Genomic DNA, 18,790 nt, shown 5'->3' on the forward strand with positions numbered 1-18,790 from the left:
CTTTACGTGTCGCTTTCAATCGACCGCGCTTATGTTTGATATGGCGACCATTAAAGAATGTTGTTTTGCCTTTACTATCATAGCTAGTGGCTAGAAAATTAATCCCTAAATCAATACCAACAACGTTATTAACATCTTGCTCCTTTAATAGAGGGATGCCTTTTGTCATGGGGATATGCAAAAACCACTTATTGAACTTGTACACAAGTTTCGCTGTGCCAAATTTCCAATCGTCATTGAAGTATTTTTGCATCCCTTTTACTTCGAAGGGTAATTTAATACGACCATCTAACGTATTGACACTAAAAAGTCGCTCGTTTAAAGAATAGTCACGATTCCATACTACATCATAGCTAGGGCGCTTGTAGTGAACAAGCGACCATTCATGTCCATTTGATTGTGCTGATTTGTAGCTGGCAATGACCGTTTTCATGACGGATTGCGCCATTTGACTTTTCAAACCAAAACGTTGGCGAAGTTCTTTGTAATACAAGTTGTTTAATTGGAGTTGATTCAGATTTTTTGATACAACTACTATCTCTGAAAGCCAATTACACGCTTTTTGATAGGTTTTACTTGTCAAACGTAGGCTTTCTGCTTGTGATTCATTAACGTAAAGTTGAATTTTAGCTGTAATTGTTGTCATATTTTCACCGCCTTTCACTAAAAATAGTATACTATTTTTAGTGAAGTTAAAAAAAGAAACTCAACCTAAAGGTTGGCGACAATTCCTCCCTGACTTACGCTTTGCGTTGAAGTCGGGGTATCCTTGTCGCAAATCTGATGAAGTACTACCACGCGCAGCCTTTTTCACCTTTACTGCACCATTTAACCTACTAGTGCTAACAGCCATTGCATCTAGTAGTTTACTGTTATTTGGTGTCCTACTCACATTTTTGATACCAGCTAGCTATATTCCTAGTGCCAATAGTGACTATCAAAATGCTTCCCTACTAGCTATTACAAGCATGATGCTTGTAGGTGCAACGTTTGAGGAGCTTTTATTTAGAGGGATTATTCAAAATTTACTATTGCTATGGTTAGGTAACAGCTGGCTTGCCATTGGCATTACTACACTCGCATTTGTCGCGTTGCACGTTCACTATTTTAAAAAACCCGTTATGCTACTTAACATTACAATCCCTAGCTTAGTATTTGGCTGGGTTTACTTTCAAACAAATAATATTGTAGTACCAATTATTGTCCATTTTTTACTTAACATCGGCATCACCCTATTATTTAAATACCGTTGACTTACATTAAAAGCCTAATAACGAGAGGAAAAGTTATCCCCTCTCTTTTTATTTTTCCTATACGCCATCCCGTTGTCGTCAATACTTTTTTTGAAACTTTACCCGTTGTTTGACGTATAATAGGGAGAGATACTATTTAGGAGGTTACCCTATGCTTACGTTCTTTCAAAACTTATTACGCCACACGATTACGCTAGTTACGAGTTTTTTAGCATTTGGCTTTGCTGCAGATTCGCAGGATTCTAGTTTGTTAATGCTCGGCGCATTTTTTGGTAGTTATGTGGTCGTCAATTTTTCTATAAAACAATTGCAACTTTTCAATCGTCGTCGCAAAACTTCACTAACACGCAAAGAGTTTAAGCATGTAAATGCCCAACTTAAAATTGCCAAAACAAAAATTAAAGCACTCAATAATGCCTACTTAAAAGTGCGCTCTATTAATTCCTTTAAGCAACTGCATGAGATGACAAGTGTGGCAAAAAATATTGTGCGCCTTGTGCGTCAAACACCTGAGAAGTTTTTCGCGGCAGAGCCGTTCTTTTATGGTCACCTTGACTCAGCTGTACAGCTTACCGAAAAATACAGCTTCCTGTCTCGCCAGCAAGTGCGCGATAAGGAAATTACAGCAGCGCTATCCGAAACACACGCAACACTCGATGATTTAACAGATACGTTAAAACTCGACTTAAAAGAAGTGCTAGCTAATGATATTGAGCACCTTAACAACGAGCTAGATTACATCAAATATTCATCAGAAAAACGCAAAAAACAAATAGAATGGCGAGGCGACAAATAATGAAAACATTTGAACTTTTGCCTGAGCAAACCAAGCCACACGCGCTAAAAATCGCAGGCGAAATTGATATGAATAACTATGAGTCCATCCTTACACTTGGACACAACACACAGCGCGCGATTTCACAATTTAGTGATCGCGTGCTGTACCATATTAAAAACCGCGACATTACTAAAGTCGGCAATACTTTGCAGCAATTAGTGGATACAATCACGAGTGTTAAAGTAGAAGAAAATGATACAAATCTATTATCTCGTTTCTTCAAAAAAAAGAGCGAACCTTCGCCTGAAAGTACAATGCACTATGAGCGGGCAAGCATTCAGATTGAGCGTATTGAGTTGCAATTGCACCGCGCACAAAAGCAATTATTAGAGGATATTGAGGTACTAAACGAAATGTACCGCCTTAACCAAAGCTATCACGACGAGCTATCAATCATTTTAGCCGCAGGTGAGCTAAAGCAATATGATTTTACGAGCCGTGAGTTACCACGTATAGAAGCCATGGCGGCACAAGACCCACAAAGCCTTGCACCGCAAGCATTTGAGGATGCCAAAAATCAATTACAGCGCCTTGATCAGCGCCTGTATGATTTACAAATTGCGCGCGAGCTAACGGTACAAGCCGCACCGCAAATTCGCATGATTCAACAATCTAACCAAGTACTATCCGAAAAAATCCAAACGTCTTTAATGACTACCATTCCATTATGGAAAAACCAAATCGCACTGCTTATTAGTTCACAGCGTGACCGCCAGCGTGCGGATTTACATCGTCGTTTAGCTTCAGCTGAGCAGCGTATGGAGGCCCACTTTGATGCTACCGAGCTTCAACAAACGCAACAACGCTTACTGGCAGACGTTGAAGAAACCCTATTACTACAAGGGCAATCGTCGGTACAACAAGCACAAATCGAACGCGAAATGCGCAATTTAAGTCGCGATTTATAACAATTAACGCCACAGAAATAAATTTATTTCTGTGGCGTTTTTATGCTTGCTGTCACTACTCTTTGCTGAATACTGCTTCAACTTTTCGAAATTCCTTACTAGATTTTTCTGAACATTCATGTATAATGGGTGTCACATACGAATAGTTTTCCTTCGGGGTCAGGTGAAAGTCCTAACCGGCGGTATAGCCCGCGAGCTCTTTGGAGCAGGATTTGGTGAAATTCCAAAGCCGACAGTATAGTCTGGATGAGAGAAGGAAGTAAAAGTTACGCGCTTTGCCGTAGCTTATTTTCTGACCCCACAAAACAGTTGTGTGGTCTTTTTTAATTGCATAGTTTTCCTTCGGGGTCGGGTGTAAGTCCCAACCGGCGGTATAGCCCGCGAGCTCTTTGGAGCAGGATTTGGTGAAATTCCAGAGCCGACAGTACAGTCTGGATGAGAGAAGGAAGTGGCAAAAAACTAGCGTACGCGCTGGTTTATTTCGCAATGCCTACTTCACAAGCCCCTGTTAGATGCAGCGGGCTTTTTATTATTTTGAGGAGGTGCTTTTTGGATGGAACAACGATTTATGCAATTTGCGCTACAGCTTGCGCAAACAGGTAAAAACCAAACGTCCCCTAACCCACTTGTTGGCTGCGTGATCACTAAGGGTGAAGATATTGTTGGCTTTGGCGCACATTTAAAAGCGGGCGATGCTCATGCCGAAGTCAACGCACTAAAAATTGCAGGCGACAAAGCTGAGGGCGCTAATGTTTACGTCACATTAGAGCCGTGCAATCATACGGGGCAAACAGGAGCTTGCGTAGATGCCTTAATTGCGGCTAATGTCGCGCATGTTTTTATTGCTACGCTTGACCCTAACCCGCTTGTTGCAGGTAAAGGTGCTAGGCGCTTAGAGCAAGCAGGTATTGCCGTTCATGTTGGACTTTTAGAGACAGAGGCTAAAGCATTAAACGCACCGTTCTTTCATTTCATTTCACAGCATCAGCCTTATGTAACGTTAAAACAAGCCATCTCGCTTGATGGCAAAATTACAGCAAGTAAGGGTGAGCAAACCTTTATTACAGGCAAAAAGGTCAAGGAGGATGTGCATTTAGCACGCGCACACCATGATGCCATTTTAGTTGGCACAAATACGGTATGTATTGACGACCCGAGCCTAACAAATCGCCTAAGCACGACTAAAAAACAGCCCATTCGCGTGATTATTGACCGCTTCGGCAAAATCCCTGCGAGTGCTACGGTATTTACGGATCATGCCGCACCTACTTGGCTTTTTACAAGTGAACCACGTGAGCTAGCACGCGTGCGGGTTTTTGTACTCGACAATTGTTCACTTGGCAATGTACTGCGCCGCCTAGCAGACGAAGGCATTATGACGCTTTATGTTGAGGCAGGCTGTGGCATTGCGGATGCCTTTTTACAACAAGGCTTTGTGCAAAAAATGATTACCTATGTCGCACCAAAATTATTAGGTAGCGACGCCCTTCCCATGATTACAAAAGCACTACCCCGTCCGTTTAAATTTGATGAGGTAGCGCGCATTGGCGAAGATATTAAAATTACGATGACGCTAAAATGAGGTGAGCTTTTGTTTACAGGTATTATCGAAGAATTTGGCACGATTAACAGCATGACGATGGGTAAGGAGGCGATTGCCTTCACCATTGGCGCACACGATATTATAGCGGATATGCATATTGGCGATAGCATCGCAGTAAATGGCGTATGCCTTACCGTTACTAGCTTTACAACATCAAGTTTTACAGCAGACGTCATGCCAGAAACCGTGCGTGCAACAACACTAGCTAGCTTACAAACTGGTGCACGCGTTAACCTTGAGCGCGCTATGGCAGCTAATAAACGGTTTGGTGGTCACTTTGTGGCAGGTCATGTGGATGAGGTGGGCACGATTTTACGTAAGCGCCCCTTCTCTAACGCAGTATATGTGGATATTAAAATTTCACGCGAGGCAAGCGCCTTACTTATACCGCGTGGCTCTATTGCGGTTGATGGCATTAGCCTTACCATTTTTGCTTTACAACCAGAGCTGGTAACGGTTTCGCTCATCCCACACACATTTGACCAAACAACACTTGGCTTTAAGCGCGAGCGCGATACCGTCAATATCGAAACCGATATGCTTAGCAAATATGTAGCACGTCAGCTTCAAGGACAAAATAGTAAAGTAACAGCAGATTTTTTACGACAAAACGGATTTTAAGGTGGTTATACAATGTTTAATACAATAGAGGAAGCACTAGCAGATTTAAAACAAGGCAAAATGATTATCGTAGTAGACGACGAAAACCGCGAAAATGAAGGTGACTTTGTTGCACTCGCAGAGCTTGCGACACCTGAAGTCATTAACTTTATGGCAACGTATGGCAAGGGGTTAATTTGTACACCACTAAGCCCGACCATTGCGAGCCGTTTACAACTTGCCCCAATGGTCGCACGCAATACGGATTTTCATCAAACCGCATTTACCGTAAGCGTGGATCATATGGAAACAACAACCGGCATTAGCGCCTTTGAGCGTGCCAAAACAATCGAAAAACTCATCGACCCTACAGCAAAAGCGGCAGACTTCCGCCGTCCTGGGCATGTTTTTCCTTTGATTGCTAAGCCTGATGGTGTACTTGCACGCCCTGGTCATACCGAGGCAGCTGTCGATTTAGCGATGCTTGCGGGGAGTACGCATGCAGGTGTCATTTGCGAAATTATGAATGCGGACGGCACAATGGCGCGCCTACCTGAGCTCCAACAAACAGCGCAAACCTTAAACATGAAAATCATTACTATCGAGGCTTTAATTGCCTACCGTCTCGAAAAAGAACAAGTCATTACGCGCGAGGCTACTGTTGTAATGCCAACGGTTGCTGGTGATTTTACGATGATTGGCTACAGCAATACGCTTGACGATAAGGAGCATATTGCGTTAACAAAAGGCACACTACACGAAGCCGAAGCTCCGCTCATTCGCATTCATTCGGAGTGCTTAACAGGTGATGTCTTTGGCTCTAAACGTTGTGATTGCGGACCTCAACTACAAGCCGCGTTAACAGCCATTGAGCAAGACGGTACAGGCGCAGTGCTTTATATGCGACAAGAAGGGCGCGGCATTGGGTTATTAAACAAACTCAAAGCTTATGAGCTGCAAGAGCAAGGCTATGACACAGTAGAGGCTAATGAACTGTTAGGCTTTGCGAGCGAGCTACGCGATTACCGCCTATGTGCACAAATGCTTAAAGACTTAGGCGTTACAACGGTACGTCTCCTAACTAACAACCCTGATAAAGTGGCGCAACTTGAGCGCTACGGCATTACGGTTAGCGCACGCATCCCACTCATTGCAGGGCTAGCACAAGAAAACGCCAACTATATGGCAGCAAAAAAACACAAAATGCAACATGTACTTTAAGGAGGAAATTAACATGGTAAACACAATTCAAGCACAATTAGTCGGTACACAATTAAAGGTAGGCATTGTTGTAGGTCGCTTTAACGAGTTTATTAACGACAAATTACTAGCTGGCGCAGTAGACGGGCTTAAACGTCATGGTGTCGCGGATGACAATATCGAAGTGGTATGGGTACCTGGCGCTTTTGAAGTACCCTTTATCGCTAAAAAAATGGCAGAAGGCAAAAAATACGATGCTGTTATTGGTTTAGGCACTGTCATTCGTGGCTCAACAACGCATTATGACTATGTATGTAATGAAGCCGCTAAAGGCATTGCCCAAGTCGGACTACAAACCGGCGTACCAACCATTTTTGGTATCGTCACAACCGAAACCATCGAACAAGCAATTGAGCGCGCAGGCACTAAAGCTGGCAATAAAGGCTATGACGCTGCCGTTGCCGCAATCGAAATGGCAAACCTTACAAAATTACTATAAAACAAAGAGGCTAAGGGACATTCCCCTAGCCTCTTTTTGCATGCTGGATACGTTGGACGAGTGTCCCAATCACTACTAATGCAAGCCCTACGCCTGCACCCATTAACTGGTCAGCTAGCACTTCGCCAGCTCGTAGGTAGCGCATCAAAAATGTACCACCAAAAATCACCAGTGTAATTAAGCCAAGCTGTCTTATCATGATGCCCATTTGCCTATTACAACCTCCAAACAATCGCTCAAGCGATACCTGTCTATGCTAAAATAGAGTTATGCAAAGTATGTTTTATAGTAGCCACCAATGTGACCTGTGTTATCAATCACGAAAATAAATTCGTCTGTTTCGTTTTTCACTTCGTATTGTTTACCTACTGTTAAAACGTTTGATACTAAATATTTCGCTGCATCCGTATGTGTACAAGTTACCGTACGTAAAGTTGGCGAATCTTTCCATGTATTATGAAGCATAGCAATCTCTCCTCGTTTAAAAATTCATCCTCTCTAGTGTATACGATTTTTACGCATTTGTGGAGAGCTGGAGGTGAAATTTATGAGTGTACCGATTTGGTTTTACGTTGTTGCCTTCTCACTCGTCATTGTATTTGTTATTATTGCGGAATGGAACTCACGCCGTTAATATGTGTTAACCATTATAAATATATAGTTGACTTAAATACTTTACTCCACTAAACTAGAAACATACTAGTTATTGGAGTGATACTTGATGGCAACTACAGTTCAACAAGCACGCGCAGGTAGTAAATTTTCGACAGTTGATATGGTATACTGTGCGTTATTTTCGACACTTATGATGATTGGCGCAAACATTACGGCTTTTGCCCCGTTCCTTGTGGTAGGCGGCGTGCCAATTACGCTACAATCTTTTTTTGCAACATTAGCAGGGCTAGTTTTAGGTGCACGTAAAGGTGCAATCGCTATGCTCGTTTATACTTTAATTGGGCTAGCAGGTGCGCCTGTCTTTGCTCAGTTTAAAGGCGGCATATCTATGATTTTAGCCCCTACCTTTGGCTTTATCGTCGTCTTTATTTTAATCGCCTATATTATTGGCAAAATGACAGAGAAGCATGGCACTGTAAAAAGCTATGTCATCGCCTCGTTAGTTGGTACTGTTATTACGTATATCATCGGTACAAACTGGATGTATGCAGCCTATATGCTATGGGCAGGTGCACCAGAAGGCTTTGATTACTGGATGGCTTGGGCTTGGATGCTTGGCCCACTACCAAAAGATATTATTTTAGGTGTATTTGCAGGATTCTTTGCTTTCCGTATTAATGCGATTTTAAAAGTCAATAAATCCTAACAAAAAAGGGAGTGGCCGCGGCCACTCCCTTTTGTGCTATTATTTTTTCATTTCCTCATGTAAATGCGCAACTGCCGCATCAAATGTTTCGTCAATTTCCTTATTTGGCTTATACGTGATTAAGCTCACTACTACAATCGTAATAAGGCTTAACAAGAAACCTGGCACGATTTCGTAAAGTTCGAACCACTTAAATTTCTCCCAAACAAAGACCACAACCGCACCTACAATAAGACCTGCAACTGCACCTTGAGACGTTGTTTTACGCCAGTAAAGGCTTAGTAAAATAAGCGGCCCAAAGGCACTACCAAAACCTGACCAAGCAAACGATACAAGATCTAACACCGACTCATTATTTGGCCAAGCTAACATAATGGCTACAACAGACACCGCAAATACCGCTACTCGTCCCAAGAAAACATAGTAACTATCTGACTTTGGTGCTTTATTAAATGCCTTATATAAATCCTCAATTAATGCCGATGACGTAACGATTAACTGTGACGAAATCGTACTCATTACAGCCGAAAGTACAGCCGCTAAAATAACACCTGCAATAATCGGATGGAAAATAATTTGACCTAATACAATAAATACAGTTTCCGGGTCCTCAAGTGTCGCACCTTGTTGCAGGAAGTACGCATACCCAACAATCGCTGTAAATACAGCTCCCAACATACTTAAAAACATCCAACCAATACCAATGCGGCGAGCACTACGTGTTTCTTTAATCGTTTTAATCGCCATAAAACGCACAATAATATGTGGTTGACCAAAGTAGCCAAGCCCCCATGCGAGTGACGAAATAATACTAATTGCTGTAACACCCTCAAAGAAACTAAAATGTAGAGGTGAGGCATTTTTTACGGTACTAATTGTTTCAGCAATACCGCCTGTGTACGTTAAGCCCACAATAGGTACTAAAATTAATGCTAAAAACATGATTGTCCCTTGAATAACATCCGTATAGCTTACCGCGAGGAAGCCTCCAAATAATGTGTAAGCGATAACAACTGCGGCCACTACTAATAAACCAATATGGTAATCTAGCCCAAATGAGCTTAAGAAAAACTTACCGCCCGATACCATACCTGATGATACATAAAACGTAAAGAATATTAAAATAACAATACCCGTTACAATTCGTAGTAAACGTGATTTGTCGAGTAGACGTTTTTCTAAAAAGCTCGGAATTGTAATTGTGTCGTTAACATACGTATAGGCACGTAAGCGTGGCGCTACAACTAACCAGTTAATATAAGCCCCCACAACTAAACCAATTGCCATCCACGATTTCCCTAAACCTGTTACATAAATAACGCCCGGTAAACCCATTAACAACCAGCCTGACATATCAGCTGCCCCTGCACTTAACGCAGTTGCAATCGGGCCAAGTGAGCGCCCTCCTAGCATGTAGTCTGTTAAATTACTCGTCTTCTTATAGGCATACCAACCAATTGCAAGTAGCACTGCCATATAAATAATAATTGCTACAAGCTGGTACATTTGCTCTTGTGACATCTAGCCATCCCCTTTTCTTGTTGCGATTTTTTGAAATTTAAGTTCTATTAAACCCTATATACGACGATTAATCAATTATATTTCAAAAATAATACCGAAAAATATTTTGCACCTTAATTTTAAAAATATTTTATTTAGTGCAAAATTCATTGATATATCAACGAAAAATGCTCTTTTTTCCCTTCATTTCTCCATTATCTGAGTATTTGCGGCATTGGCAATTTTTTAAAACGTGCTATAATCCAAATTAAAATTATTTTCAACAAGTGAAAAGGAGTGTTTTTTATGAATTTACGAGATTTTTTCATCGCATTATCTGAAAACCGCGCACTAAACGCAGGTGCACAAAAATTTGGCTTACGTCTAGGCGCACAAAGCGTTGTCGCAGGCACAACCATCCCAGAAGTTGTTACAACAATCAAGCGTCTTAACGCAAAAGGCATTGCCTGCACAGTCGATAATTTAGGCGAGTTTGTTCATGATGAGGCAGAAGCACTGGCAGCAAAAAACAATATTTTAGCTGTTATCGAAACCATTCATGCTGAAGGGCTGAATGCACATATTTCACTTAAACCAACACAACTCGGTCTAAGCTTTGACCTTGAGCTTTGTTATAATAGCCTGCACGACATTGTAAAAACCGCGCATGACTACGGTATATTTATTAACTTTGACACAGAGACTTACGAAACATTGCACCAATCTTTTGAGTTGATGGAGCGTCTGCATAAAGAGTTTGATAATGTGGGCACAGTTATTCAAGCGTACTTTTACGAAGCGCTAGAAAATGCTGAGCGCTTTAAGGATTACCGCTTACGTCTTGTAAAAGGGGCCTATAAAGAAAACGCTTCCTTGGCTTACCAAACCAAAGAAGACATTGATAAAAACTATATTAAGCTAATTGAATATCATTTACTTAACGGCAAATTTACGTCAATCGCAACGCATGACCATAACATTATTGCCCACGTAAAGCGTTTTGTTAAAGCGCATAATATTCCACATGATGCGTTTGAGTTCCAAATGTTATATGGCTTCCGTAGCGAAATGCAATACGACCTTGCTGCAGAAGGCTTTAATTTCTGTACGTATTTACCATTTGGTGCTGACTGGTACGGCTACTTTATGCGCCGACTAGCTGAGCGTCCACAAAATCTGGAGCTTGTTGTGAAACAAGTATTTGATAAAAAAACAACGACGCTTGTTGGTGTTGGTTTAGGTGCATTCGCACTTGGTCGACTCACAAAACGAGCTAAAAAATAATAAAAGAGGCGTCGCGTATGCGATGCCTCTTTTTCGTTACATAAACTTTTTTAAGCGGTATTGCAGGCTTTGGCGACTTAAACCAAGTGCTTCAGCCGTTTTCGAAATATTACCTTCATGAAGGCTAAGCGCTTTTTGTAAATAATAATGCTCCACCTCATGCAAATATTGGTCAAGCGGACGTAAATCCTGCTGTTCCTCCACTACTAGCCCCTCATTACGCTTATGCGCTTTTTCGAGACGCCACTTTAACTGGGCAGGTAGCATCACCATTTCAAGTGTTTCTTCGGTCGTTAATAAACTCCCCACCTCATCAAGCAATAACTCAAGCTCTTTTAAATTGCCCGGCCAATCATATGCCAGTAAAAACTTTTCGACATCAGGCGCAATATATTTAATATGCGAGCCGTACTGGTCGCGGTGGCGACGGAAGTAGTCCGTAATAAACGGCAAAATATCTTCTTTACGCTCTCGTAATGCTGGTACTTTAATCGACACACTCGAAAACAAATGGTACAGCGTTTGCGATAGCTCCCCTTGACGGATTAAATCGACAGGGTCTTCCCCCACACTGGCAATAAAGTAATGCTTGCGATCCTCATACTCATTAAGCAATGCAATAATACGTTCCTGTGCTTGCATTGACAAATACTCAATGCGCTCCGCAAAGAAAGTACTGTTGCGGTTTTCTTTAATTGCCTTCTCTAAACGCTCAATGACCGTTTCTTCATCACGTCGGCAAATGAGTGTAATAAATAATTCGTTTTTTTCGATGAGAGCATGATGGATACCCTCTGCAATCATATCCTTACCCGTGCCTGATTCTCCAATCAACATAACGGGGATGCGCCCAAGTGCGGCGGCACGCGCAATCTGAATAACCCGCTTCATTGCATCTGATACAGCTGTAATAATATCAAACGTCAGCGGTGCGCCGTAGCGACGGAGCGGTTGGTACATCATGTATTGTTGCTGGGTAATATCACGTACAAACTCCACAGCACCAAGCAACTCACCTTCTACAATTAGCGGCATAATGTTGCTGATGGTCGTAACCTCCTCACCGCGCTTATTCCAAAACGTTGCCTTATGCTGCATAATTGGTTTGGCTGTTTCAATCACCTGAAAGAGCTCGCTACGCTGAAAATCGCCATTGACGATTTCGAGCGCCTTCTGCTTTTCAAACTGCTCGTCCGTAACTCCCATTAGCTCACGCATTTTTTTGTTGTAAATTAATACATTTCCTTGTTGATCAATGGCACATACACCACTGACGCTTTGCTCTGTAATAAAACGATACAGGGCAACTAGCTTATCATTATCCATGTAATTCCCTCATTTTTAGCTTCGTCCTGTTTATTTTACCATGCTTTGCGTAAAAAAACTTTTCCCATCTCAAACATTGCTGTGACAGCGTTTTCACAACTTTAATTATTAGAAAATTCGCGTTAGTGGAATAAAACACTTGCATTATCTCTAATTATTTTGCATCATAGTATGCATAAGGTTGATTACTACAGCAAAATTATTTTGCATTAAAACTTAGGAGGTTTTTTTTATGATTCCATACAAACACGAACCATTCACTGATTTTTCGATTGAGGCCAATGCTGCGGCATACAAAAAAGCGCTTCAACAAGTAGAGGCAGAGCTTGGTAAAACATATCCGTTAGTAATTAACGGCGAGCGTATTACAACAGAGGGTAAAATCACATCATATAACCCCGCTAAAAAAACAGAAGTTATTGGTCACGTAGCCAAAGCAAATAAAGAGTTAGCTGAGCAAGCGATGCAAGCGGCTGATACAGCATTTAAAACATGGAAAAAGGTTGACCCTGCCATTCGTGCAGACGTATTATTTAAAGCTGCTGCGATTATTCGCCGCCGCAAGCATGAGTTTTCGGCTTGGTTAACAAAAGAAGCAGGTAAACCATGGAACGAGGCAGATGCAGATACAGCAGAGGCAATTGACTTCTTAGAGTATTACGGTCGCCAAATGCTTGAGTTAAAACCAGGACGTAAAGTCGAAAGCCGCCCAGGCGAATTTAACCGCTATGACTATATCCCACTAGGTGTAGCTGTTATTATTTCACCATGGAACTTCCCACTTGCGATTATGGCGGGTACAACAGTTGCCGCTGTCGTAACAGGTAACACGGTATTATTAAAACCAGCTTCAACAACACCAGTTGTAGCGTATAAGTTTATGGAAGTTTTAGAAGAAGCAGGTTTACCTAAAGGTGTAGTTAACTACATCCCAGGACCTGGTGCAGAAGTTGGTGACTACTTAGTAGATCACCCAAAAACACGCTTCATTAGCTTTACAGGCTCACGTGATGTTGGCTTACGCATTAATAACCGCGCTTCAACATTATCAGAAGGCCAAATTTGGTTAAAACGCGTTATCGCAGAAATGGGCGGTAAGGATACGATTGTTGTTGATAACGAAGCTGACTTAGAACTAGCAGCACAATCTATCGTTAAATCAGCATTCGGCTTCTCAGGTCAAAAATGTTCGGCTTGTTCACGCGCTGTCATTCACCAAGATGTATACGACACAGTCGTAGCGCGCGTCGAAGAACTAACAAAAGAACTAACAGTTGGTGACCCAACAGACAATGCAAACTTCATGGCAACGGTAATTGACGAAGCGGCATTTAAAAAAGTAACAAGCTACATCGAAATCGGTAAAGAAGAAGGTCGCCTCATTGCAGGTGGTACAGCAGATGACTCAACAGGCTACTTTGTACAACCAACCGTATTTGCTGATGTTGACCGCAATGCACGTATTATGCGCGAAGAAATCTTTGGCCCAGTAGTAGCGCTATGTAAAGCAAAAGACTTTGACGAAGCACTAGAAATTGCTAATGACACAGAATACGGCTTAACAGGCGCTGTCATTACGAAAAATCGTTTCCACCAAGAACAAGCGCGCGAAGACTTCCATGTGGGTAACCTTTACTTTAACCGTGGTTGCACAGGCGCAATTGTTGGCTACCAACCATTTGGCGGATTTAATATGTCAGGTACAGACTCTAAAGCAGGCGGACCTGATTACCTGCAACTACACATGCAAGCTAAAACAACTTCTGAAATGTTATAATCTGCTCACTATTATAATAGAAGAAACTCAAAAAAATCGTACCCCCCTTTTACAAGCCAAGCTCATTACGAGCTTGGCTTTTTACGTACAAAAAAACGATGCACTCCTAAAGAGTACATCGCGTCTATTAAGCAAATGTTCGTTGTAAAAAAGCTTTTGTACGGTCATGTTGTGGGTTGAGTAACACTTCATCAGGCGTGCCTTGCTCCACAATAACCCCCTTATCCATAAAGACAATACGGTCAGATACTTCACGCGCAAACTGCATTTCATGGGTCACAATTAACATCGTGTTACCATCATCCGCAAGCTTACGCATTACTTTTAGTACCTCGCCTACCATTTCTGGGTCAAGTGCACTTGTTGGTTCGTCAAATAGCATGACATCAGGGTTCATACACAGCGCACGCGCAATCGCTACACGCTGCTTTTGCCCACCTGACAGCTGACGCGGACGCGCATTCACATATGCCTCCATGCCCACAAGCTGTAAGTATTCCTCCGCAACCTTAATCGCTTCGGCTTTACTGCGCTTTAGCACTTTTACTTGTCCTACAATACAATTATCAAGCACTGTTAAATTATTAAATAAGTTAAATTGTTGAAACACCATCCCCAAATGCGTACGATAGGCTTCAATATTTTTCATTTCTTTTAAAATATCATTGCCTTTATAAATAATTTCGCCCCCATTTGGCGTTTCAAGAAGGTTAACACAGCGTAGCAATGTTGATTTACCAGAGCCAGATGAGCCAATTAACGTCACTACCTCGCCCTTTTTCACTTCAAAATTAACATCCTTTAAAACTTCGTTGCTACCGAAGGATTTGCTTAAATGTTTAATACCAATGACTGTTTCCATTACGCTACCTCCTTCTTCTCAAATGCCTGCGGGCCGTCTAAACGACGCTCCATCCAGCGTAAAATACGCGTTGCTGTAAAGGTCATAATTAAGTATAAAATACTCGCAATAAAGAAAGCCTCAAAGTAGCGGAAGTTAGCACCGGCAATTGACTTCGTTTGGAAAAATAACTCGTTAACGCCAATAACACTTAGTACAGCTGTGTCTTTAATATTCATAATTAATTGGTTGCCTGTTGCTGGTAAAATATTGCGCCCTACTTGTGGCAATACAACATGCATCATAGTTTGAACGTGACTCATACCAACAGCCTGCGCTGCTTCGTACTGCCCCTTATCAATCGACACAATACCACCGCGTACAATCTCTGCCATATAAGCACCTGTATTTAGAGATACTACTAAAATACCTGCTGTTAAAATATTTAAATCAATACCTAGCGCCATATCTAAGCCGTAATAAACGACCATGGCTTGTACCATCATTGGTGTACCACGGAAAAACTCTACATAACACGCTAAAATAAAGCGTACCACTTTAAGCAATACTTGCTTTGGTGATTTTGTTTTAGGAATTGTATCAATAATACCAATCACAAATCCGATAAGTGCACCAACAAGTGTACCAATTAACGCGATAAGCAATGTGATGCCCATAGCACGTAAAAATAAGTGCCAGTTGTTCTCTACAATGGATATAATCCAATCTAAACTCATGTTTGTCTCCCCCTGCTCATCGCTAATAAAAAAAGAGAGGCGTAAATCTACGCCCCCCTTACCACCTGCTTATTGTGCTGATGGCTGTTGCTGAATTGCGTCTTCCATAATTTGTTGGCGCTCTTCTTCAGAGATACCTTGTAAAATTTCGTTAATTTTATCTTTGTCTGGATCGTCTTTACGTAAACCAACCGCAATTGAAGACTCCGTTGGGTCTGCTTTAAAGCCATCTTTAAATACAACATACGTAAAGTCTTCTAAAGCTTGTGATGCCGAAATCCCTTCAGGACGCTCTGACACATAACCATCAATTTTACCTGACTGTAAGGCAACACGTTGTGCAGAGAAGTTATCCATCGCTGTTTCTTTTTTAACACCGTCAATTTGATCAATCACATCATAGTGTGAGGTATTTAATTGGCCTGTTAATTTAGCACCTTTGAAGGCTTGGATAGAATCCATTTCAACAAATTTGTCGCCCTCTTTATATTGGTCTTTAATATAATCGCTATCTTTACGTACCACTAGTACAAAGTCAGATTGGTAATAAATATCTGTGAAATCAATTGTTTTTTTACGTTCTTTAGTTGGTGACATACCCGCCATAATCGCATCAATTTTGTTTGATTGTAACGCTGGTACTAAACCATCCCAACCCATTTTTACGATTACTAGCTCTTTGCCTAATTCATCGGCTACTTTTTTAGCAAATGCGATATCATAACCGCCCGCAAACTCTTTACTGCCTTTAATTGCAACAGCGCCGTTTGCATCGTCATTTTGTGTCCAGTTGTAAGGTGGGTAATCTGCCTCCATACCTACACGAAACTCTTTGCTGTCATCTCCTGTTGCCTTGTCGCCACTGTCGTCCGCATCCTTACTACCGCATGCAGCTAGTAAGATTGTTGTGAATATTGCGACAATCATAAGTACAAATCTTTTATTCATTGACAAATCCCCCTCTTTTTTCCTTAAAACAATACAAAAAAAACGACCCTACGCGAAAACTTTAGGTCGAATACATATTGCCCCAAAATTCCACATCACATTCCTACTCGAGATAGCTCAACTTAGTAAAAAGGAATAACGTTTACTAAGACAGTGCTGCAATTATTAATTACAACCCCAGCATATAAGCTTAAGCCCACTTATACACTTCGGCGACATTTCCTTCATTATAGCTTCATCGTTGCTTTCACTCTGCTGTAACCTAATAAATATCGCGCCTCTACCTCAATCCGTTTAGATGAGGTATTTTGTTTATTTAATTACTTGTCATGTTATCGTAATTTGCGTATACTGTCAACAGTATTTTAGCATTTTTCTGAAAACAGCATGAATTTTCATGTAGCATTTTGTATAAGTTAAACGGTGATATAGGCAGTTGCTCCCTAATTTATGTATAATGTTTAAGAGATTGCTAAAAGGTTATGGATAGAAAAGGGGATAGTTTAATGAAAAAAATACTGCATTTTATGCTTATCATTGTAGTACTCATCGCAGCTATTGGTGGCACTATCACTAACTTTAGTGCGGGTACATTTACGTCAGTCAAATTTATTTCGCTCTCATTATTACTAATCGTAGCTACCTTGCTCACTTATAGCTATAGGCAGCGTTATCCGAGTGATCGTAAGGTGTATAGTCTTGTCGGTATTATTGTAGCCATGACCATCCCAATTGTCATTTTTGCACTCGTTACTGCGATACGCTAATAAAAAAGGGACTGCCGAGGCAGTCCCTTTTGTTATGCTTATGAGTTTAATAATAAGTCTTCTGGGTTTTCGATTAATTCTTTAACCATTTTTAAGAAACCAACAGAGTCTTTACCATCAATGATACGGTGGTCATAAGAAAGTGCCACGTACATCATTGGACGGATTTCAACTTCACCATTAACAGCCACTGGGCGTTGAACGATTGAGTGCATACCAAGGATACCTGGTTGTGTACCGTTCATGATTGGTGTAGACATTAATGAACCAAACACACCACCATTAGTGATTGTGAATGAGCCACCTGCCATATCGTTAAGACCTAATTTTTTGTCGCGTGCTTTACCCGCTAACTCTTTAATATCGTATTCGATAGCTGCAAAGTTTTTGCGGTCTGCATCGCGTACTACAGGTACTACTAAGCCTTCTTCAGTTGATACAGCGATACCAATATCATAGAAGTTGTTTAAGTGAATTTCGTCACCTGAGATTTGTGCATTTACATATGGGTACTTTTTAAGCGCTGCTACAACTGCTTTTGTGAAGATTGACATGAAACCTAGTTTGATGTCGTTTTCTTTCACAAATTGCTCTTGTTTGCGTTTACGTAATGCCATGATGTTTGTCATGTCAATTTCGTTGAACGTTGTTAGCATTGCTGTAGATTGTTTAACTTCTAGTAAACGTTTTGCAATCGTTTGACGACGGCGAGACATTTTTTCTACCGTTACACGACCTGATTCAGCTGCTGGTGTAAATACCATTGCACCTGTTGTAGCAACTGGTGCTGCTTGTTGTACTGGTGCTGCTGGCTGTGTACCATGTGCCGCTACGTCTTGTACGCGAACGCGACCTTGTGGGTCTACTGGCGAAATCGCCGCTAAGTCGATGCCTTTTTCACGTGCTAATTTACGCGCTGCTGGTGAAGCTACAACACGCTCACCTGAAGTTTCTTCAACAACTGGTGCCGCTTGTTGTGCTGGCGCTGCTTCCGCTTTTGGCGCTTCTGCTTTTGCTTCTTCTTTAGCTGGTGCTGGTGCTGCTGCGCCACCTTCGCCCGCTTCAACGATTGCGATAACTTGACCTACATCAACTGTTTCGCCTTCTTGTGCTGTAATTTCTTTTAAAATACCCGCTTCTTCAGAAATGATTTCAGCGTTTACTTTGTCTGTTTCTAATTCAACGATAAATTCGCCTTTCTCAACGCGATCGCCTACTTTTTTAACCCACTGTGCAATTGTACCTTCTGTAATTGATTCTGCTAACTCAGGGACTCTAATCTCAGCCACTATAATTTCCTCCTTTGATTTTAAAACAACCATTCAAAAATATTTTAATGAAGCCATCTTGATTATTCAAGGTTTTGGCATTGGTTACGTTTCTAACAA

At 41.4% G+C, this 18,790-nt stretch carries 20 protein-coding genes and 3 riboswitches; of the genes, 11 read left to right on the forward strand and 9 right to left on the reverse strand.

Going from position 1 to position 18,790, the window contains the following annotated elements; translation table 11 throughout:
- On the reverse strand, positions 1-646 hold a 646-nt coding region (locus CH76_RS07005), incomplete at its 3' end, for a transposase (RefSeq protein ID WP_036144644.1).
- A gap of 40 nt (positions 647-686) precedes the next feature.
- Between CH76_RS07005 and CH76_RS07010 the strand changes: the two genes are divergently transcribed.
- From CH76_RS07010 to ribE (CH76_RS07040), 7 genes are all read left to right on the forward strand, one after another.
- Entirely contained in the window at positions 687-1,253 is a 567-nt protein-coding gene (locus CH76_RS07010; protein WP_235190371.1) for a CPBP family intramembrane glutamic endopeptidase, read from the forward strand.
- A 151-nt stretch (positions 1,254-1,404) separates the two neighbouring features.
- Positions 1,405-2,049, forward strand: a complete 645-nt coding sequence (locus tag CH76_RS07015) for a 5-bromo-4-chloroindolyl phosphate hydrolysis family protein (protein ID WP_036144647.1) — start codon at positions 1,405-1,407, stop codon at positions 2,047-2,049.
- Positions 2,049-2,999, forward strand: coding sequence for a toxic anion resistance protein (locus CH76_RS07020; protein ID WP_051910266.1), 951 nt, complete (start codon positions 2,049-2,051; stop codon positions 2,997-2,999). The genes CH76_RS07015 and CH76_RS07020 overlap by 1 nt, the downstream gene beginning before the upstream one ends.
- A 145-nt stretch (positions 3,000-3,144) precedes the next feature.
- A riboswitch (FMN riboswitch) is annotated at positions 3,145-3,261 on the forward strand.
- Between the two features lie 72 nt (positions 3,262-3,333).
- Positions 3,334-3,450, forward strand: a riboswitch (FMN riboswitch).
- A gap of 102 nt (positions 3,451-3,552) precedes the next feature.
- Complete coding sequence (gene ribD / locus CH76_RS07025; protein ID WP_036144649.1) at positions 3,553-4,581, forward strand: bifunctional diaminohydroxyphosphoribosylaminopyrimidine deaminase/5-amino-6-(5-phosphoribosylamino)uracil reductase RibD; 1,029 nt, start codon at positions 3,553-3,555, stop codon at positions 4,579-4,581.
- A 9-nt stretch (positions 4,582-4,590) separates the two neighbouring features.
- Positions 4,591-5,223, forward strand: a complete 633-nt coding sequence (ribE, locus tag CH76_RS07030) for a riboflavin synthase (protein WP_036144652.1) — start codon at positions 4,591-4,593, stop codon at positions 5,221-5,223.
- Positions 5,224-5,235: 12 nt separating this feature from the next.
- Entirely contained in the window at positions 5,236-6,423 is a 1,188-nt protein-coding gene (locus CH76_RS07035) for a bifunctional 3,4-dihydroxy-2-butanone-4-phosphate synthase/GTP cyclohydrolase II (protein ID WP_036144654.1), read from the forward strand.
- 13 nt (positions 6,424-6,436) lie between these two features.
- Positions 6,437-6,901 carry a 6,7-dimethyl-8-ribityllumazine synthase gene (ribE, locus tag CH76_RS07040; protein ID WP_036144657.1) on the forward strand — a complete coding sequence of 155 codons (465 nt, stop codon included), beginning with the start codon at positions 6,437-6,439 and terminating at the stop codon, positions 6,899-6,901.
- 25 nt (positions 6,902-6,926) lie between these two features.
- Here the strand turns inward: ribE (CH76_RS07040) and CH76_RS07045 are convergent, their stop codons facing one another.
- Complete coding sequence (locus tag CH76_RS07045; protein WP_036144659.1) at positions 6,927-7,109, reverse strand: hypothetical protein; 183 nt, start codon at positions 7,107-7,109, stop codon at positions 6,927-6,929.
- A gap of 59 nt (positions 7,110-7,168) precedes the next feature.
- Positions 7,169-7,366 (reverse strand): DUF6501 family protein, encoded by a 198-nt coding sequence (locus tag CH76_RS07050; RefSeq protein ID WP_036144660.1) that lies wholly within the window; start codon positions 7,364-7,366, stop codon positions 7,169-7,171.
- A gap of 256 nt (positions 7,367-7,622) precedes the next feature.
- Between CH76_RS07050 and CH76_RS07055 the strand changes: the two genes are divergently transcribed.
- Positions 7,623-8,222: a biotin transporter BioY gene (locus CH76_RS07055; protein ID WP_036144662.1), complete on the forward strand. Its 600-nt coding sequence runs from the start codon at positions 7,623-7,625 to the stop codon at positions 8,220-8,222.
- Positions 8,223-8,261: 39 nt separating this feature from the next.
- Here CH76_RS07055 and putP read toward each other — a convergent pair whose 3' ends face one another.
- Positions 8,262-9,743, reverse strand: coding sequence for a sodium/proline symporter PutP (putP, locus tag CH76_RS07060; RefSeq protein ID WP_036144664.1), 1,482 nt, complete (start codon positions 9,741-9,743; stop codon positions 8,262-8,264).
- Positions 9,744-10,028: 285 nt separating this feature from the next.
- On the opposite strand from putP, the gene CH76_RS07065 reads away from it, so the two are divergent.
- Positions 10,029-11,006 carry a proline dehydrogenase family protein gene (locus CH76_RS07065; protein ID WP_036144667.1) on the forward strand — a complete coding sequence of 326 codons (978 nt, stop codon included), beginning with the start codon at positions 10,029-10,031 and terminating at the stop codon, positions 11,004-11,006.
- Between the two features lie 36 nt (positions 11,007-11,042).
- Here CH76_RS07065 and CH76_RS07070 read toward each other — a convergent pair whose 3' ends face one another.
- On the reverse strand, positions 11,043-12,332 hold the full coding sequence (locus CH76_RS07070; protein ID WP_036144669.1) for a helix-turn-helix domain-containing protein: 1,290 nt from the start codon (positions 12,330-12,332) through the stop codon (positions 11,043-11,045).
- Between the two features lie 232 nt (positions 12,333-12,564).
- Here CH76_RS07070 and pruA point away from each other — a divergent pair, with 232 nt between their 5' ends.
- On the forward strand, positions 12,565-14,109 hold the full coding sequence (gene pruA, locus CH76_RS07075) for an L-glutamate gamma-semialdehyde dehydrogenase (RefSeq protein WP_036144671.1): 1,545 nt from the start codon (positions 12,565-12,567) through the stop codon (positions 14,107-14,109).
- A gap of 127 nt (positions 14,110-14,236) precedes the next feature.
- Here pruA and CH76_RS07080 read toward each other — a convergent pair whose 3' ends face one another.
- The 3 genes from CH76_RS07080 to CH76_RS07090 all read right to left on the reverse strand — a co-directional run bounded on the left by CH76_RS07080 (position 14,237) and on the right by CH76_RS07090 (position 16,635).
- On the reverse strand, positions 14,237-14,971 hold the full coding sequence (locus CH76_RS07080) for an amino acid ABC transporter ATP-binding protein (RefSeq protein WP_036144673.1): 735 nt from the start codon (positions 14,969-14,971) through the stop codon (positions 14,237-14,239).
- Positions 14,971-15,687, reverse strand: a complete 717-nt coding sequence (locus CH76_RS07085) for an amino acid ABC transporter permease (RefSeq protein ID WP_036144675.1) — start codon at positions 15,685-15,687, stop codon at positions 14,971-14,973. Before CH76_RS07085 ends, CH76_RS07080 begins: the two co-directional genes overlap by 1 nt.
- A gap of 69 nt (positions 15,688-15,756) precedes the next feature.
- On the reverse strand, positions 15,757-16,635 hold the full coding sequence (locus CH76_RS07090) for a transporter substrate-binding domain-containing protein (protein ID WP_036144678.1): 879 nt from the start codon (positions 16,633-16,635) through the stop codon (positions 15,757-15,759).
- A 105-nt stretch (positions 16,636-16,740) separates the two neighbouring features.
- Positions 16,741-16,926: riboswitch (Lysine riboswitch) on the reverse strand.
- A gap of 215 nt (positions 16,927-17,141) precedes the next feature.
- Here CH76_RS07090 and CH76_RS07095 point away from each other — a divergent pair.
- Complete coding sequence (locus CH76_RS07095) at positions 17,142-17,402, forward strand: hypothetical protein (RefSeq protein WP_036144681.1); 261 nt, start codon at positions 17,142-17,144, stop codon at positions 17,400-17,402.
- 38 nt (positions 17,403-17,440) lie between these two features.
- On the opposite strand, the gene odhB is transcribed toward CH76_RS07095, so the two are convergent.
- Positions 17,441-18,691 carry a 2-oxoglutarate dehydrogenase complex dihydrolipoyllysine-residue succinyltransferase gene (gene odhB / locus CH76_RS07100; RefSeq protein WP_036144683.1) on the reverse strand — a complete coding sequence of 417 codons (1,251 nt, stop codon included), beginning with the start codon at positions 18,689-18,691 and terminating at the stop codon, positions 17,441-17,443.
- Positions 18,692-18,790: the final 99 nt, after the last annotated feature.

Source organism: Lysinibacillus sp. BF-4, from assembly GCF_000743635.1.
In the GTDB taxonomy this organism is placed as follows: domain Bacteria; phylum Bacillota; class Bacilli; order Bacillales_A; family Planococcaceae; genus Metalysinibacillus; species Metalysinibacillus saudimassiliensis.

What these genes read in the sequence shown, in the direction of transcription:
- CH76_RS07080 (WP_036144673.1), bottom strand. Translation starts at nt 14,971, where the DNA reads ATGGAAACAGTCATTGGTATTAAACATTTAAGCAAATCCTTCGGTAGC.
- CH76_RS07085 (WP_036144675.1), bottom strand. Translation starts at nt 15,687, where the DNA reads ATGAGTTTAGATTGGATTATATCCATTGTAGAGAACAACTGGCACTTA.
- CH76_RS07050 (WP_036144660.1), bottom strand. Translation starts at nt 7,366, where the DNA reads ATGCTTCATAATACATGGAAAGATTCGCCAACTTTACGTACGGTAACT.
- putP (WP_036144664.1), bottom strand. Translation starts at nt 9,743, where the DNA reads ATGTCACAAGAGCAAATGTACCAGCTTGTAGCAATTATTATTTATATG.
- CH76_RS07035 (WP_036144654.1), top strand. Translation starts at nt 5,236, where the DNA reads ATGTTTAATACAATAGAGGAAGCACTAGCAGATTTAAAACAAGGCAAA.
- pruA (WP_036144671.1), top strand. Translation starts at nt 12,565, where the DNA reads ATGATTCCATACAAACACGAACCATTCACTGATTTTTCGATTGAGGCC.
- CH76_RS07090 (WP_036144678.1), bottom strand. Translation starts at nt 16,635, where the DNA reads ATGAATAAAAGATTTGTACTTATGATTGTCGCAATATTCACAACAATC.
- CH76_RS07065 (WP_036144667.1), top strand. Translation starts at nt 10,029, where the DNA reads ATGAATTTACGAGATTTTTTCATCGCATTATCTGAAAACCGCGCACTA.
- CH76_RS07045 (WP_036144659.1), bottom strand. Translation starts at nt 7,109, where the DNA reads ATGGGCATCATGATAAGACAGCTTGGCTTAATTACACTGGTGATTTTT.
- CH76_RS07070 (WP_036144669.1), bottom strand. Translation starts at nt 12,332, where the DNA reads ATGGATAATGATAAGCTAGTTGCCCTGTATCGTTTTATTACAGAGCAA.
- CH76_RS07095 (WP_036144681.1), top strand. Translation starts at nt 17,142, where the DNA reads ATGAAAAAAATACTGCATTTTATGCTTATCATTGTAGTACTCATCGCA.
- ribD (WP_036144649.1), top strand. Translation starts at nt 3,553, where the DNA reads ATGGAACAACGATTTATGCAATTTGCGCTACAGCTTGCGCAAACAGGT.
- CH76_RS07015 (WP_036144647.1), top strand. Translation starts at nt 1,405, where the DNA reads ATGCTTACGTTCTTTCAAAACTTATTACGCCACACGATTACGCTAGTT.
- ribE (WP_036144657.1), top strand. Translation starts at nt 6,437, where the DNA reads ATGGTAAACACAATTCAAGCACAATTAGTCGGTACACAATTAAAGGTA.
- CH76_RS07020 (WP_051910266.1), top strand. Translation starts at nt 2,049, where the DNA reads ATGAAAACATTTGAACTTTTGCCTGAGCAAACCAAGCCACACGCGCTA.
- CH76_RS07055 (WP_036144662.1), top strand. Translation starts at nt 7,623, where the DNA reads ATGGCAACTACAGTTCAACAAGCACGCGCAGGTAGTAAATTTTCGACA.